Genomic DNA, 13,573 nt, shown 5'->3' with positions numbered 1-13,573 from the left:
GTGGCAGGATCGGGGGCGTGGCAGAGAAAGCATCGAAGAAGACCGCAGCGCCCGCGCCCGACCGCACGGGGGAGGACCGTCCCCGCCTGCTCCTGCTGGACGGGCATTCCCTGGCATACCGGGCGTTCTTCGCGCTGCCGGCGGAGAACTTCAGCACGACCACCGGCCAGACCACCAACGCGGTCTACGGCTTCACCTCGATGCTGGCGAACACGCTCCGTGATGAGCAGCCCACGCACCTCGCCGTGGCGTTCGACGTCTCGCGCAAGACCTGGCGCTCCGAGCAGTTCACGGAGTACAAGGCGAACCGCTCCAAGTCCCCCGACGAGTTCAAGGGCCAGGTCGAGCTGATCGGCGAGCTGCTCGACGCCATGAACATCACGCGCTTCGCGGTGGACGGCTTCGAGGCCGACGACGTGATCGCCACCCTCGCCACCCAGGCCGAGGAGCAGGGCTTCGATGTGCTGATCGTCACCGGCGACCGGGATTCGTTCCAGCTGGTCACGGACCATGTCACGGTGCTCTACCCCACCAAGGGCGTCTCCGAGCTGACCCGGTTCACCCCCGGGAAGGTGCACGAGAAGTACGGCCTCACCCCGGCCCAGTACCCCGACTTCGCGGCCCTGCGCGGCGACCCGTCGGACAACCTCCCCGGCATCCCGGGCGTCGGCGAGAAGACCGCGGCGAAGTGGATCAATCAGTTCGGCTCCTTCAAGGAGCTGGTGGAGCGGGTCGACGAGGTCAAGGGGAAGGTCGGCGAGAAGCTCCGCGACCACCTGGAGTCCGTCAAGCTCAACCGCCAGCTGACCGAGCTGGTGCGGGATGTGGAGCTGGCCGCCGGCCCCGAGGGGCTGGGTCGCACTCCGTACGACCGGGAGGCGCTCTCGGTGATCCTGGACGCGCTGGAGTTCCGCCACCAGAACTTCCGCGACCGGATCATGGCCGTCGACCCGGGCGCGGCGGCGGATGAGCCCGCGGCCGCGGAGCCGGGTATCGCGGTCGACGGCATGGTGCTGAGCGCGGGCGAGCTCGCCCCCTGGCTGGAGAGCCACCGCGACGCCCCGCTGGGCCTGGCCACCGTCGACACCTGGGCGCTGGGCAGCGGCAGCGTCAGCGAGATCGCGCTGGCCACCGGCTCCGGCCCCGCCGCGTTCTTCGACCCCTCGCAGCTGGACGAGGCCGACGAGCGGGCGTTCGCCGAGTGGATCGCGGACCCCGACCGCCCCAAGGTGCTGCACAACGCCAAGGGCATCATGCGGGTCTTCGCCGAGCACGGCTGGTCCGTCGCGGGCGTCACCATGGACACCGCCCTCGCGGCCTATCTGGTCAAGCCCGGCCGCCGCTCCTTCGAGCTGGACGCCCTGTCGGTGGAGTACCTGGGCCGTGAGCTGTCCCCGGCGGTGGCCGCGGACAGCGGGCAGCTGGCCTTCGGCGCCGACGACGAGGCCGAGCGGGACGCCTTGATGATCAAGGCGCGGACCATCCTGGACCTTGGCGAGGCGTTCGGCGGCCGGCTGAAGGACGTGGGCGCGGCCGGGCTGCTGCACGACATGGAGCTGCCCGTCTCCGAGCTGCTGGCCCGGATGGAGCGGTCGGGCATCGCCGCCGACCGCGGCTGGCTGGAGCGCATGGAGCAGCAGTTCGCGGCCGCCGTGCAGCATGCCGTGCAGGAGGCGCACGCCGCGGTGGGCCATGAGTTCAACCTCGGCTCGCCCAAGCAGCTCCAGGAGGTGCTCTTCGGCGAGCTGGGCCTGCCCAAGACCAAGAAGACCAAGACCGGATACACCACGGACGCCGATGCGCTGGCGTGGCTGGCCGCGCAGACCGACCACGAACTGCCGGTGATCATGCTGCGCCACCGGGAGCAGGCGCGGCTGCGCTCCACCGTCGAGGGCCTGATCAAGACCATCGCCCCCGGGGGCCGTATCCACACCACCTTCAACCAGACCGTGGCGGCCACCGGCCGGCTCTCCTCCACCGACCCCAATCTGCAGAACATCCCGGTGCGCACGGACGAGGGCCGGGCGATCCGGCGCGGCTTCGTCGTCGGCGACGGCTTCGAGTCGCTGATGACCGCCGACTACAGCCAGATCGAGCTGCGCGTCATGGCCCATCTCTCCGAGGATGAGGGTCTGATCGAGGCGTTCACCTCCGGTGAGGACCTCCACACCACGGTCGCCTCCCAGGTCTTCTCCGTCGACAAGTCGGCGGTCGACCCGGAGATGCGCCGCAAGATCAAGGCCATGTCCTACGGGCTGGCGTACGGCCTCTCGGCGTTCGGCCTCTCCCAGCAGCTGGGCATCACCCCCGATGAGGCCCGCAAGCTGATGGAGAACTTCTTCGAGCGGTTCGGCGGAGTGCGCGACTATCTGCAGCGGGTCGTCGAGGAGGCGCGCGCCACCGGCTATACCGAGACCATGCTCGGCCGCCGCCGCTATCTCCCGGACCTCACCAGCGACAACCGCCAGCGCCGCGAGATGGCCGAGCGGATGGCGCTCAACGCCCCGATCCAAGGCACCGCCGCCGATATCGTGAAGATCGCGATGCTCAAGGTGGACGCGGCGTTGACGAGGGAGAAACTCTCGTCGCGGATGCTGTTGCAGGTCCACGACGAAATCGTGCTGGAGATCGCGCCCGGTGAGCGGGAGCGGGTCGAGGAGCTGGTCCGCCGGGAGATGACGGACGCCTTCAGCCTGAGCGCTCCGCTGGGCGTATCGGTAGGATCCGGGTCGGACTGGGAATCGGCGGCTCACTGAAGGTTCCACTGATGCGGTGTTTGCACCGGTAGCTGCGGGCCATAAGTTGTCGTAGTGTCACCAGAGTTGACGCGCCGGGGGAGCGCACTGTGTTCGACGGGAGGGACACACGGATGGCACCGCTTATCGGCCGACGACTGCGCAAGGGGGCCGCCACGACGGCGGTGGCGGCGGCCGCGATGGCCGCCCTCACCGCGTCCCAGGCACCCGGGTTCGCCCACTCCGACCAGGGCGACCGGAACCGGGAGCAGCGGGCGGGGGAGGCACCGGCGGCCGACGACACCCCCATTGACGGTGGTTCGTCGTACCACACCGATCTGCCACCGCTGGTCACCCCGGACAAGCCGGGCTCCTCGATCGATCTGCCCGGGCTCCCCGGGAGTGGCAACACCAAGCCCGAGGCGGGCATACCCGCGAGCGTGCTGGACGCCTACAAGAAGGCGGAAGCGGCCCTGAGGGAGTCCAACCCCGGCTGCAATCTGCCCTGGCAGCTGCTCGCCGCGATCGGCAAGGTCGAGTCCGGCCAGGCCCGCGGCGGCAATGTGGAGGCCGACGGCACCACCGTCTCGCCCATCCTCGGCCCGGTCCTCAACGGCGACGGCTTCGCCCTGATCAAGGACACCGACGGCGGTGCCTACGACGGCGACAGTACGCATGACCGCGCGGTCGGCCCCATGCAGTTCATCCCGTCCACCTGGGCCAACTGGGGGCGGGACGGCAATGGTGACGGCGAGAAGGACCCCAACAACGTCTATGACGCCGCCCTCGCCGCGGGCAACTACCTCTGCGCGGACGGCCGCGATCTGTCCGTCAAGGCCGATCTGGACCGCGCGATCCTCGGCTACAACCACTCGCAGGAGTATCTGAACACCGTCCTGTCGTGGTTCGAGTACTACAAGCGCGGCACCCACGAGGTCCCCGACGGCACCGGCGTGCTGCCCTCGGGCGACGGCTCCGGCGGCTCGGGCTCGGGCGACAAGGGCAAGGACTCGGGCAAGGGCGGCGGAAACGGCAAGGACACCGGGAAGGGCCCGGAGGACGCCCACACCCTGCCCAAGCCCGACGACGAGCCCGACACCTCCACCCCGACCCCTCCGGCCGGCGAGCACGGCGGGACCCCCGGCACCGGGACCCCGACCCCCAAGCCCCCGACCACTCCGCCGTCCACCCCGAGCGGCACCAGCAAGCTCACCACGGTCGGCGCGAAGGAGCTGTCCGCCGTCGCGGGCACCGGCTTCGCCCAGTCGCCGCGCGTCAAGGCCGTGGACGCCGCGGGCAAGCCGGTGGCCGGTGCGCGGGTGCGGTACGAGATCCTCGGCGAGACCGACGCGCGCTTCCTCGGCCTCGTCAAGTCCGCCACCATGCTGACCGGCATCGATGGCACCGCCACCGCGCCGAAGCTGCTCGCGGGCGAGAAGACCGGCACCTTCACCGTGCGCGCCACCGCGGTGGGGCGGGAGGCCGCCCCGGTCGAGTTCGCCGCGACCGTCAAGGCCCGTCCCGTACCGCAGGCCGATGCGCTGGCCCGCCTCGGCGACGAGGAGCTCACGGCCCAGACCGGCGCCTCCTTCGCCGACGCGCTCGCCGTCACGGCCACCAGCAAGGGCAAGGCCACGGCGGATGTGCCGGTGACCGCCACCATGATCACCTCGGCGAAGGACCCCGAGCTCAACGACAAGGGGCCCTACTTCCTGGACGACAAGGGCAAGCCGGTGCGCACCCTGACCGACCTGAAGACCAACGACCTCGGGCAGCTCACCCTGCCGAAGATCCTCACCGATGACCACGCGGGCACCTTCCTGCTCCGCCTCACCGCCGAGGGTGGTGCCGTCCTGGACATCGAGCTGACGGTCACCCAGGCCCAGCCCCCCGCCTCGTAAGCCGCCCGGCAACCGAACACCGCCGCGGATCACGCGGTTCCTCGCGCCGCCCCTGAGCCCTCACCGGGCCAGGGGCGGCGCGACGCTTTTCCGCCTTCGTGTTCTCATCTGCGGCCCCCGTTGCTACGGTGCCCCAGCTCTGACGAACCGTCAGGCAGTGCCTCGTACCGGACCACGAGGAGGCCCGTATGCGCGCCCTCGCCGCCGCCGCGATCGGACTCGCCGCCGCCCTCGCCATCGTCCTCACGATGACGGCCATCGGCGCCCCCAGCGGTGAGACCTCCCCGGAACCCCTGCTCACCACCGTCCCCAAGCACCCCTGAGGGAGGGACATCCGCCATGCGCCGCAGAGCAAGCCTGGTGCTGCTGGCCTTCGCCGTCTTCTTCGCCGCCCTCGCGCCGCTGCTGCGCTGGTACGCCTATCCCCGGCTGGCCAAGATCCCGCCCGGCGAGTACCAGACGGCGGTCCTGGAGGCCAGTCCGGCCACCCTGCTCGACTACGGCACCATGCAGCCCCGCAAGGTCTCCAAGGTCAGCATCGTGCAGACCCTGCGCGGCAATGTGCCCGCCGCCGAGAAGACGGGGAAGGCGACCGGGCGCGATGTCGTCGTCTGGGACGCCCTGTCGTATGTGGCCGGGCCCGACGGCAAGATGGTCTCCAAGATCCCCGAGCGCTATGTCTTCGACGCCCACTCCCAGGACCCGGTGCACGCGGGCGGGGAACATGTCGACGGGGACGCGGTGCGCCGCGACGGCATCGAGTTCAAATGGCCGTTCCTCACCGAGAAGCGCGACTACCGCTACTTCGACGCCCAGACCCGCACCTCCGCCCCCATCCACTACAAGGGCACCCAGAACTTCCGCGGCCTGAAGGTCTACTACTTCGAACAGACCATTCCCTGGACCAAGGTGGCGCTGCCCAAGACCATGCCGGTCGAGGGCGTCACCCCCGAGACCGTCCGGAAGGCCGGCACCTCCCGCTGGTACAGCACCAAGCGGATGTTCTGGGTCGAGCCCACCACGGGTGCCCCGGTCAACGGGCAGGAGATCCACAAGGAGGAGCTGCGCGGCGGCACGCTGCTGGGCGACCGCGACCGGGTGACCGTCTTCAGCGGCCATGTGAAGATGCGCGAGGACTACATCCGGCACACGGTCGACATGGTGAAGTCCCAGCGCCAGCTGGTCCTGCTGCTCACGGCCTATCTGCCGTGGGGCTTCCTGATCCTCGGCATGGCCCTGCTCGCGCTCGCCCTGCTGCTGGAGGCCCGCGGGCGCGCGGCGCGCCCGCCGTCGGCCCCGGCGGCGCCGACCCCGTTGTCAGTGGCCGGCCATAGCGTATGACCATGCCAGTGAACAGCTGCGTCCCCGGGCCCGAACTCATCGGCCACATCGTCGAATTGGCGCGCCTGGAATGGACTCCGGGCGCCACGGCGGCCGCCGCCGAGCGCTTCGGCTGGGTGCCCGACGGCTCCCATACGTCCTCCCATGCCACCAACACCGGGCACTATGTCCGCCCGGAGTGGTTCGGCGGGCCCGATGACGCGGACACCGAATGCCTGATCCCGTTCTGCTACTACTACGAGCCGGACGACTTCGACGCGGAGTTGCAGGCCGACGGGCTCAGCGGCAATGTCGACTGGCTCGCCGAGTACCACTCCGAGGACCCCGCATGGGTCTTCCACCGCGACGCCGACCGCTCCGTGTTCGACGGCCGGTGGCGCGCCGCCGTGGACGCCTTCGGCGAGCGCCTGGGCGAGCCGGAGACCGTCGTGCGGGACGAGAAGGGCGACCACCCGTGGAACTACGCCGCGTGGCGCTGCGGCGGCAACGCGGTGGTGGTGGGCCAGTGCGTCGACAACGGCTCGTATATGACCTTCGAGCAGGCGCTCATATGGGTCGGGCCGCACCCCGTGGAGGAACCGTTCCCGACGGGGGAGCAGTTCGCCCTGAGGCTGGAGTGCTGAGCGGCGCGGCCGTCGCGTCAATCGTCGTGTCAATCGCCGCGTCAACCTGCGTCCCCGCGATTCGCTCGTGGTGGCCAAGCCGGTAGTGATCAGGGCGGAGGCGTGGCTAGCATGCCGCCCATGCCTGGCATCACGATTGAGTTCACCGAGCAGGAGCTGGCCGAGCTGCGTGCCGAGGCGAGGGAGAAGGGCGTCGCGATCAAGCGCCTGGCGCACGACATACTGACCGAGGACGTGGTCCGGCGGCGTCAGAAGCAGCGTTTCGTCGAGGGCGCCGTGAAGTTCGCCCTGGAGTACAAGCCCGAGTTCGAGCGGGAGTTCCCGCACGGCATGCGGTGATCCTGTATGTCGACGCCGGTTGGGTGCTGAACGTCCAGGTCGAGGTCTCCCCGGTGAACACCCCGGTCCGGGACTGGGGTGCGCTGCACTGCATGACCGAACGCCACCGCTATGAGCGGTTCTCGGGCGAGCCCTATTACGAGGAGGCCGCCGCCCGCGCCGCGACCTTTCTGCACACCTCACTGATCCTCGAGCCGTTCTCCGACTACAACGCCACGATCGGCGCGGCCTGCGCGCGGATGTACATGGAGGAGTCGGGAGAGCCGATCACGCCTCCGCCGGGCGGCATGGTCAAACTCGTCCGCGAGATACGGGAGATCAGCGGATTCCGGCTCGGTGAGACCGCGCGTCGGCTGCGCGACTGGGCCGACTGATGTCCGACGTGGCCCGTTGATGCCCGATGGGGTCGGCTGATGTCCGACGTGGCCCGCTGAGCGGCCCCCGTCGGCCGTGGGCTGAGCGGGCGGGCGTTGGCGGGCTCAGCGGCGGCGGGGCTCAGTGACGGGCATTGGGCGGGGCTCAGCGGCGGGCGTTGGTCCGCCGGGTCGGCTCGGCCGTCGCCGGATCCTCCGGCCACGGATGCCTGGGGTACCGGCCGCGCAGCTCGGCCCGCACCGAGCGGTAGCCGTCCTTCCAGAAGGACGCAAGATCGGCGGTGACCGCGGCCGGACGCCCCGCCGGGGACAGCAGATGCACCAGCAGCGGCACCCGCCCGCCCGCGATCCGGGGCGCCTCCTGCCAGCCGAACAGCTCCTGCAGCTTCACCGCCAGCACGGGCCGGTCCGCGCCGTAGTCCACCCGCACCCGCGAGCCGCTCGGCACTTCGATCCGCTCCGGCGCAAGCTCCTCGAACCGCGCGGCCTCGCCCGTGGCCCACGGCATCAGCCGGGCCAGCGCCCCTCCCGCGTCCACCCGCCCCAGATCGGCCCGTCCGCGGGCGCGCGCCAGCTCCACGCCGAGCCAGTCGTCCGCGCGGTCCAGCAGCGCCGCGTCGGAGACATCCGGCCAGGCCCCGCCCAGCTCCCGGTGGAGAAACGCCATCCGCTGCCGGACCGCCGTGGCCTGCGCCGACCAGCGCAGCAGCCCCGTCCCCTCACGGCGCAGCCCCTCCAGCAGCGCCTGCCGCACCAGCTCCGGATCGGGCTTGGCCAGCGGACGGGACACCAGCTCGATCGCGCCGAGCCGGGCCACCCGGCGCGCCACGACGTCCCCGTCGGCCCAGCGCACCTCCGCTCCCTCCGAGGCCAGCGCCGCGGCCGCCGCCCGGGCGGTGTCCTCGTCGGTCACGGCCGCGAGCCGCACCCGCGCCGATGCGGAGGTCACCGGCCGGTCGGCGACGGCCACCGCGAGCCACGGCGCCCCGCCCAGCCGCGAGCCGTCGCCCAGCTCCGCGCCCGTCCCGGCGGCCATGAGGTACGCCCGCTCGCCGCGCCGCCGGGCCACCCGCTCCGGGAACGCCAGCGCGGCCAGCAGCCCCGCCACGGCGTCATCGCCGCGCGCCGCCCGCTGCGCGCCACGTGCGCCATTGGGCCGCGCGTCACCCGCGCCGGTCAGGGCCTGTTCGAGCCGCCGGGCCTCCTGGCGCCAGCGGGCGGCGTAGGGGTCACCCCCGTGGCGGGCGGTGCGCCAGGCGGCGGCGAGGTCGTCGCCGTACTCCCTCGGGGGCTCCTCGCTCAGCAGGGCCACCACCTCGGCCGCCCGGCGTGCGCCGACCTCCTTCGCGCCGTCGATGAGCGCCCGCGCGAGGCGGGGGTGGAGGCCGAGGCGGGCCATCCGGGTGCCGCGCTCGGTGGCCCGTCCGGCGGCGTCCACGGCGCCGATCGCGGTCAGCGTCTCGCGGGCGGCCGTCATCGCCCCGGAGGGCGGCGGATCGAGCAGGGCCAGCCCCGAGGCGTCCGGATCGCCCCAGCACGCCGTCTGCAGCGCGAAGGCCGTAAGGTCCGCGCCGGCGATCTCCGGGGACGGGAAACGCGGCAGCCGGGCGTCCTCCGCCTCCGGCCAGCAGCGGTAGACCGCCCCGGGCGCCTCGCGGCCCGCACGGCCCGCGCGCTGCCGGGCGGCCGCCCGTGACGCCCTTACGGTCGTCAGCGCGCTCAGCCCGCGTGCGTGGTCCATCCGGGGCTCACGCGCCAGCCCGCAGTCCACGACGATCCTCACGCCCGGCACGGTCAGGCTCGACTCGGCGACCGAGGTGGCCAGCACCACCCGCCGCCGTCCGCCGTCCGCACCGGCCAGCACCGCCTCCTGTACGGCAGCCGGTGCCCGCCCGTGCACCTGCAGGACCTCCGCCTCGGCGAGCCCGCCCAGCTTCCCGGCCACCCGGGCGATCTCGCCCACGCCCGGCAGGAAGCACAGCACATCGCCCTCCCGCTCGCGCAGCGCCCGCCGCACCACGGCCGCGACATGGTCCAGCAGGGCGGGGTCCACCCGCATCCCGTGCGGCGGCCGTACGGGGCGCTCGGGCGGCGCCCACACCACCTCCACCGGATGGGACACACCCGGTGCCGAGACGACCGGCGCGGGCCCCTCAGAGCCGTCCCCGCCGTCCGTCGCCCCTTTCCCGCCGTCCGTCCCGCCGTCGCCGAGCAGCCGCGCCCAGCCCTCCGCGTCCGTGGTCGCCGAGGCGGCGATCAGCCGGAGGTCGGGGCGCAGGGCGGCCCGGACGTCCAGCAGGAAGGCGGCGGCCGTGTCCGCGTCCAGATGGCGCTCATGGCACTCGTCGAGAACGACCACATCGACGCCGGCCAGCTCCTGGTCGCGTTGCAGCCGTTGCAGCAGCACGCCGGTGGTGACCACCTCGACCACGGTCCCGCGGCCGGCCTGCCGCTCGCCGCGCACGGTGAAGCCGACCTTCCCGCCCGGCCGCTCGCCCAGCAGCCACGCCATCCGCCGCGCGGCGGCCCGTGCCGCGATCCGCCGCGGCTCGGCGACCAGCACCCGCCGCACCGGCCCGCCGCCCACGAGCCCGGCGAGCACCAGTGGCACCAGCGTCGTCTTGCCGGTCCCCGGGGGCGCGCACAGCACGGCGACCCCGCGGTCCTCGAGCGCGCGCAGCAGCGCGGGCACGGCCTCGCGTACGGGAAGGCGGTCGAGGGCCTCGGCGCGCGGGTCCCCAGGAGTGGTCAACGCCTCTGCCCCGATCCCGCTCAGTCCCGCTCGCATACGAAGATCGCCGTGCCCGGGATGAGGTTCCCCCGCAGGGGGGACCAGCCGCCCCACTCCTGGTGGTTCCACGCGGGCCACTCCGGCTCGATCAGGTCGACCAGCCGGAAGCCCCCGGCCACCACGTCCCGCACCCGGTCGCCCAGCGTCCGGTGGTGCTCCACGTAGACGGCCCGGCCCGACTCGTCCTGCTCCACATAGGGCGTGCGGTCGAAGTAGGAGCCGGCGACGGACAGCCCCTCGGGCCCCGGTTCGTCGGGGAACGCCCAGCGGATGGGATGCGTCACCGAGAAGACCCACCGCCCGCCCGGCCGCAGCACCCGGCGTACCTCGCGCATCACCCGCACCGGCTCGGCCACGAACGGCACCGCCCCGTACGCCGAGCACGCGAGGTCGAACGAGCCGTCCCGGAAGGGCAGGTCCGTGGCGTCGGCCTGCACCAGCGCGACCCCGGCCCGCTCGCCCGCCCCGTCGCCGCCCCCGGCGGCGGCCTCCGTGTCGATCCGCCGCGCGTGCCGCAGCTGCCGGTGGGAGAGGTCCAGGGCCACCGGCCGCGCCCCCTGGGCGGCCAGCCAGCGGGCGCACTGTGCGGCGCCCGCGCCCACCTCCAGCACATCGCGCCCCTTGAGCGCCTCCACCGGGCCCAGCAGCCCGGCCTCCGCCTCGTCCAGCCCCTCCGGGCCCCATATGAACCGGTCGTCGCCCAGGAAGGCGCCGTGTTCCTCCTGGTACTCGTCCGCGTTGCGGTCCCACCATCCCCGGCTGGCCCGGCTGCTCTCCGCCTCGTCGGCGATCCGGCGGGTGGCCGTCGGCTCGGCCGCCTCCTCCGGGGTGCTGGGCTCGTGTTCTTGGAGCATCGCGCGCGTCGTCGTACTCTCTGTATCGACCTGTGGCTGCGGGGCACGGTGAAGACCGCGTCGCAGTACGGACCATGCAATTTGCCGGGTTCGGGGAGTTAATCCCCACGTGTGCTCTTCGTGCATTGACCATGCCCGGCTGCCCCCGTATGCTACAAGTTGCGCTGCGGGCCTGTGCGCCTCGGACCGAGCAGGCCGCACTCGCATCTGTTGTATGTCCCCTCGGTTGTCGAGGTACATGGGCTTTTCGATCATTCGAAATCGGAAAGATTCGGTGCCTCCAAGGCTGTCCGGCTTCGGCAGTGCGATAAGGGCCCCCGGCGTAGCAGTACCTACGACTTCATGTCCGTACCGGAGCCCTTTTCCACATGACGAGCAGCACCGAGGCAACCCGCACCACCCCGCAGGTGGCGGTAAACGACATCGGTTCCGAGGAAGCCTTCCTCGCCGCGATCGACGAGACGATCAAGTACTTCAACGACGGCGACATCGTCGACGGCGTCATCGTGAAGGTCGACCGGGACGAGGTCCTGCTCGACATTGGTTACAAGACCGAAGGCGTCATCCCCTCCCGCGAACTGTCGATCAAGCACGACGTCGACCCCAATGAGGTCGTCGCCGTCGGCGATGAGATCGAGGCCCTCGTCCTCCAGAAGGAGGACAAGGAAGGCCGGCTGATCCTCTCGAAGAAGCGCGCCCAGTACGAGCGCGCTTGGGGCACCATCGAGAAGATCAAGGAAGAGGACGGGATCGTCACCGGTACCGTCATCGAGGTCGTCAAGGGTGGTCTCATCCTCGACATCGGCCTCCGTGGCTTCCTTCCCGCCTCCCTGGTGGAGATGCGCCGCGTTCGCGACCTCCAGCCCTACGTGGGCAAGGAGCTCGAGGCGAAGATCATCGAGCTCGACAAGAACCGCAACAACGTGGTCCTGTCCCGCCGCGCCTGGCTGGAGCAGACCCAGAGCGAGGTCCGCCAGACCTTCCTCACCACCCTCCAGAAGGGCCAGGTGCGCTCCGGCGTCGTCTCCTCCATCGTCAACTTCGGTGCGTTCGTGGACCTCGGCGGCGTCGACGGTCTCGTCCACGTCTCGGAGCTGTCCTGGAAGCACATCGACCACCCCTCCGAGGTTGTCGAGGTCGGCCAGGAGGTCACGGTCGAGGTCCTGGACGTCGACATGGACCGCGAGCGCGTCTCCCTGTCGCTCAAGGCGACCCAGGAAGACCCGTGGCAGCAGTTCGCCCGGACCCACCAGATCGGTCAGGTCGTCCCGGGTAAGGTCACCAAGCTCGTTCCGTTCGGTGCGTTCGTCCGCGTGGACGAGGGCATCGAGGGCCTGGTCCACATCTCCGAGCTGGCCGAGCGCCACGTGGAGATCCCGGAGCAGGTCGTCCAGGTCAACGACGAGATCTTCGTCAAGGTCATCGACATCGACCTCGAGCGCCGCCGCATCAGCCTCTCGCTGAAGCAGGCCAACGAGGCGTTCGGTGCCGACCCGTCCGTGGTCGAGTTCGACCCGACCCTGTACGGCATGGCCGCGTCCTACGACGACCAGGGCAACTACATCTACCCCGAGGGCTTCGACCCCGAGACCAACGACTGGCTCGAGGGCTTCGAGACCCAGCGGGAGGCGTGGGAGACCCAGTACGCCGAGGCGCAGCAGCGCTTCGAGCAGCACCAGGCGCAGGTCATCAAGTCCCGCGAGGCCGACGAGCAGGCCGCTGCCGAGGCGGGCAGCGGCGCCGCTCCGGCGCCCGGCGGGCAGGCGTCCGGCGGTGGCGGTTCGTACTCCTCGGAGTCGGCCGACAACTCCGGCGCCCTGGCTTCGGACGAGGCGCTGGCCGCGCTTCGCGAGAAGCTGGCCGGCGGCCAGAGCTGATCACCGGCCGCTAGTCGGCACCAGCTGAATGGGTAAGGCCCGCTCCCCCTGGGGAGCGGGCCTTACGCATGCCCGGGTCGCCGCACACTGACCGAAACGGCGTCCACGGTCACGCTCCGGGCGGCGTCGATCCTGATGCCCTCCCGGCCGCCGCGGACGGTGATCCCCCTGACGGTCCAGTACGAGGCGCCGTTCAAACGCAGCCCATAGCCGCCGCTCGCGCTGAGGACCGCCTTCGGCGAGCCGGTGAGGGTGATCCGCGAGCCGGAGGTGCCGGAGGCGGTGATCTCGAAGCTGCCGCGATACCGGCCGTCGGCGAGCCGGATCGTATCGCCGGGCCGGGCCCCGGCAAGGGCCTCCCTGAGCCCGTCCGCGTCGTGCACGGAGATCGGGACGGCGGTGGCGGCGGGGGCCTCCCGCGCGGACGTGCCGGCCGCGATCAGCCCGCCGGCGGCGACCAGCCCGGCGGCGGCGACCAGCCCGGCGGCGGAGGCGGTGACGAAGGTGCGTAACCGGGTGGGAGTGCGGCCGGGGGAGTGCATAGGAGGCTGCCTTCCTGTGCCGTGGCCAGAGGTGAACACGCTGGGTTCTGGTCAGTGAACGCCGGATGACATGATGAACCGCTGACGGCTGGCGAAGATAGGCGTGCCGCATATGCGCGTCAACCCCGCGACGTGCGCCGACGTCGAGTTCGGGCCGCTCCCGTTAGCCCAAGTGGGCTCCTTCGCAGCGCGGTTC

Annotated in this window: 11 protein-coding genes; 8 read left to right on the top strand and 3 right to left on the bottom strand. The window is 71.6% G+C overall.

The genetic code is table 11. From position 1 onward, the window contains the following. Nucleotides 1–17: 17 nt before the first annotated feature. The 7 genes from polA (at nt 18) to ACFYOY_RS10225 (ending at nt 7,313) form a co-directional block, all read left to right on the top strand. Complete coding sequence (gene polA, locus ACFYOY_RS10255) at nt 18–2,756, top strand: DNA polymerase I (RefSeq protein ID WP_388585978.1); 2,739 nt, start codon at nt 18–20, stop codon at nt 2,754–2,756. A 113-nt stretch (nt 2,757–2,869) separates the two neighbouring features. Next, nucleotides 2,870–4,636, top strand: coding sequence for a lytic murein transglycosylase (locus ACFYOY_RS10250; RefSeq protein WP_388585975.1), 1,767 nt, complete (start codon nt 2,870–2,872; stop codon nt 4,634–4,636). Between the two features lie 188 nt (nt 4,637–4,824). Continuing rightward, on the top strand, nt 4,825–4,959 hold the full coding sequence (locus ACFYOY_RS10245) for an SPW_0924 family protein (RefSeq protein ID WP_107417375.1): 135 nt from the start codon (nt 4,825–4,827) through the stop codon (nt 4,957–4,959). Nucleotides 4,960–4,975: 16 nt separating this feature from the next. Continuing rightward, nucleotides 4,976–5,977: a DUF3068 domain-containing protein gene (locus ACFYOY_RS10240; RefSeq protein WP_351891828.1), complete on the top strand. Its 1,002-nt coding sequence runs from the start codon at nt 4,976–4,978 to the stop codon at nt 5,975–5,977. Nucleotides 5,978–5,979: 2 nt separating this feature from the next. Beyond that, nucleotides 5,980–6,600 carry a hypothetical protein gene (locus ACFYOY_RS10235; protein ID WP_351891822.1) on the top strand — a complete coding sequence of 207 codons (621 nt, stop codon included), beginning with the start codon at nt 5,980–5,982 and terminating at the stop codon, nt 6,598–6,600. Between the two features lie 120 nt (nt 6,601–6,720). Continuing rightward, the gene (locus tag ACFYOY_RS10230) at nt 6,721–6,939 is read left to right on the top strand and encodes a hypothetical protein (RefSeq protein ID WP_043240610.1); all 219 of its coding nucleotides are present in this window, start codon (nt 6,721–6,723) and stop codon (nt 6,937–6,939) included. 23 nt (nt 6,940–6,962) lie between these two features. Further along, nucleotides 6,963–7,313 carry a hypothetical protein gene (locus tag ACFYOY_RS10225; RefSeq protein WP_237298834.1) on the top strand — a complete coding sequence of 117 codons (351 nt, stop codon included), beginning with the start codon at nt 6,963–6,965 and terminating at the stop codon, nt 7,311–7,313. Nucleotides 7,314–7,458: 145 nt separating this feature from the next. On the opposite strand, the gene hrpB is transcribed toward ACFYOY_RS10225, so the two are convergent. Then, nucleotides 7,459–10,101: an ATP-dependent helicase HrpB gene (gene hrpB, locus ACFYOY_RS10220; protein WP_351891815.1), complete on the bottom strand. Its 2,643-nt coding sequence runs from the start codon at nt 10,099–10,101 to the stop codon at nt 7,459–7,461. Beyond that, nucleotides 10,086–10,958 carry a methyltransferase domain-containing protein gene (locus ACFYOY_RS10215; protein ID WP_351891812.1) on the bottom strand — a complete coding sequence of 291 codons (873 nt, stop codon included), beginning with the start codon at nt 10,956–10,958 and terminating at the stop codon, nt 10,086–10,088. The genes hrpB and ACFYOY_RS10215 overlap by 16 nt, the downstream gene beginning before the upstream one ends. 368 nt (nt 10,959–11,326) lie before the next feature. On the opposite strand from ACFYOY_RS10215, the gene rpsA reads away from it, so the two are divergent. Beyond that, nucleotides 11,327–12,835, top strand: coding sequence for a 30S ribosomal protein S1 (gene rpsA / locus ACFYOY_RS10210; RefSeq protein ID WP_093460957.1), 1,509 nt, complete (start codon nt 11,327–11,329; stop codon nt 12,833–12,835). A 62-nt stretch (nt 12,836–12,897) separates the two neighbouring features. Here the strand turns inward: rpsA and ACFYOY_RS10205 are convergent, their stop codons facing one another. Beyond that, the gene (locus ACFYOY_RS10205; protein WP_388585968.1) at nt 12,898–13,377 is read right to left on the bottom strand and encodes a hypothetical protein; all 480 of its coding nucleotides are present in this window, start codon (nt 13,375–13,377) and stop codon (nt 12,898–12,900) included. Nucleotides 13,378–13,573: the final 196 nt, after the last annotated feature.

Origin of the sequence: Streptomyces sp. NPDC007875 (assembly GCF_042868035.1) — a bacterium.
Taxonomy (GTDB): domain Bacteria; phylum Actinomycetota; class Actinomycetes; order Streptomycetales; family Streptomycetaceae; genus Streptomyces; species Streptomyces antimycoticus.
Note: the sequence above shows the minus strand (reverse complement) of the source record. Positions and strands in the feature narration are given on the sequence as shown.

Excerpts from the sequence above, each read along its gene's own strand:
- ACFYOY_RS10250 (WP_388585975.1), top strand. The coding sequence starts at position 2,870 with ATGGCACCGCTTATCGGCCGACGACTGCGCAAGGGGGCCGCCACGACG.
- ACFYOY_RS10245 (WP_107417375.1), top strand. The coding sequence starts at position 4,825 with ATGCGCGCCCTCGCCGCCGCCGCGATCGGACTCGCCGCCGCCCTCGCC.
- ACFYOY_RS10240 (WP_351891828.1), top strand. The coding sequence starts at position 4,976 with ATGCGCCGCAGAGCAAGCCTGGTGCTGCTGGCCTTCGCCGTCTTCTTC.
- ACFYOY_RS10235 (WP_351891822.1), top strand. The coding sequence starts at position 5,980 with ATGCCAGTGAACAGCTGCGTCCCCGGGCCCGAACTCATCGGCCACATC.
- ACFYOY_RS10230 (WP_043240610.1), top strand. The coding sequence starts at position 6,721 with ATGCCTGGCATCACGATTGAGTTCACCGAGCAGGAGCTGGCCGAGCTG.
- hrpB (WP_351891815.1), bottom strand. The coding sequence starts at position 10,101 with ATGCGAGCGGGACTGAGCGGGATCGGGGCAGAGGCGTTGACCACTCCT.
- ACFYOY_RS10215 (WP_351891812.1), bottom strand. The coding sequence starts at position 10,958 with ATGCTCCAAGAACACGAGCCCAGCACCCCGGAGGAGGCGGCCGAGCCG.
- rpsA (WP_093460957.1), top strand. The coding sequence starts at position 11,327 with ATGACGAGCAGCACCGAGGCAACCCGCACCACCCCGCAGGTGGCGGTA.
- ACFYOY_RS10205 (WP_388585968.1), bottom strand. The coding sequence starts at position 13,377 with ATGCACTCCCCCGGCCGCACTCCCACCCGGTTACGCACCTTCGTCACC.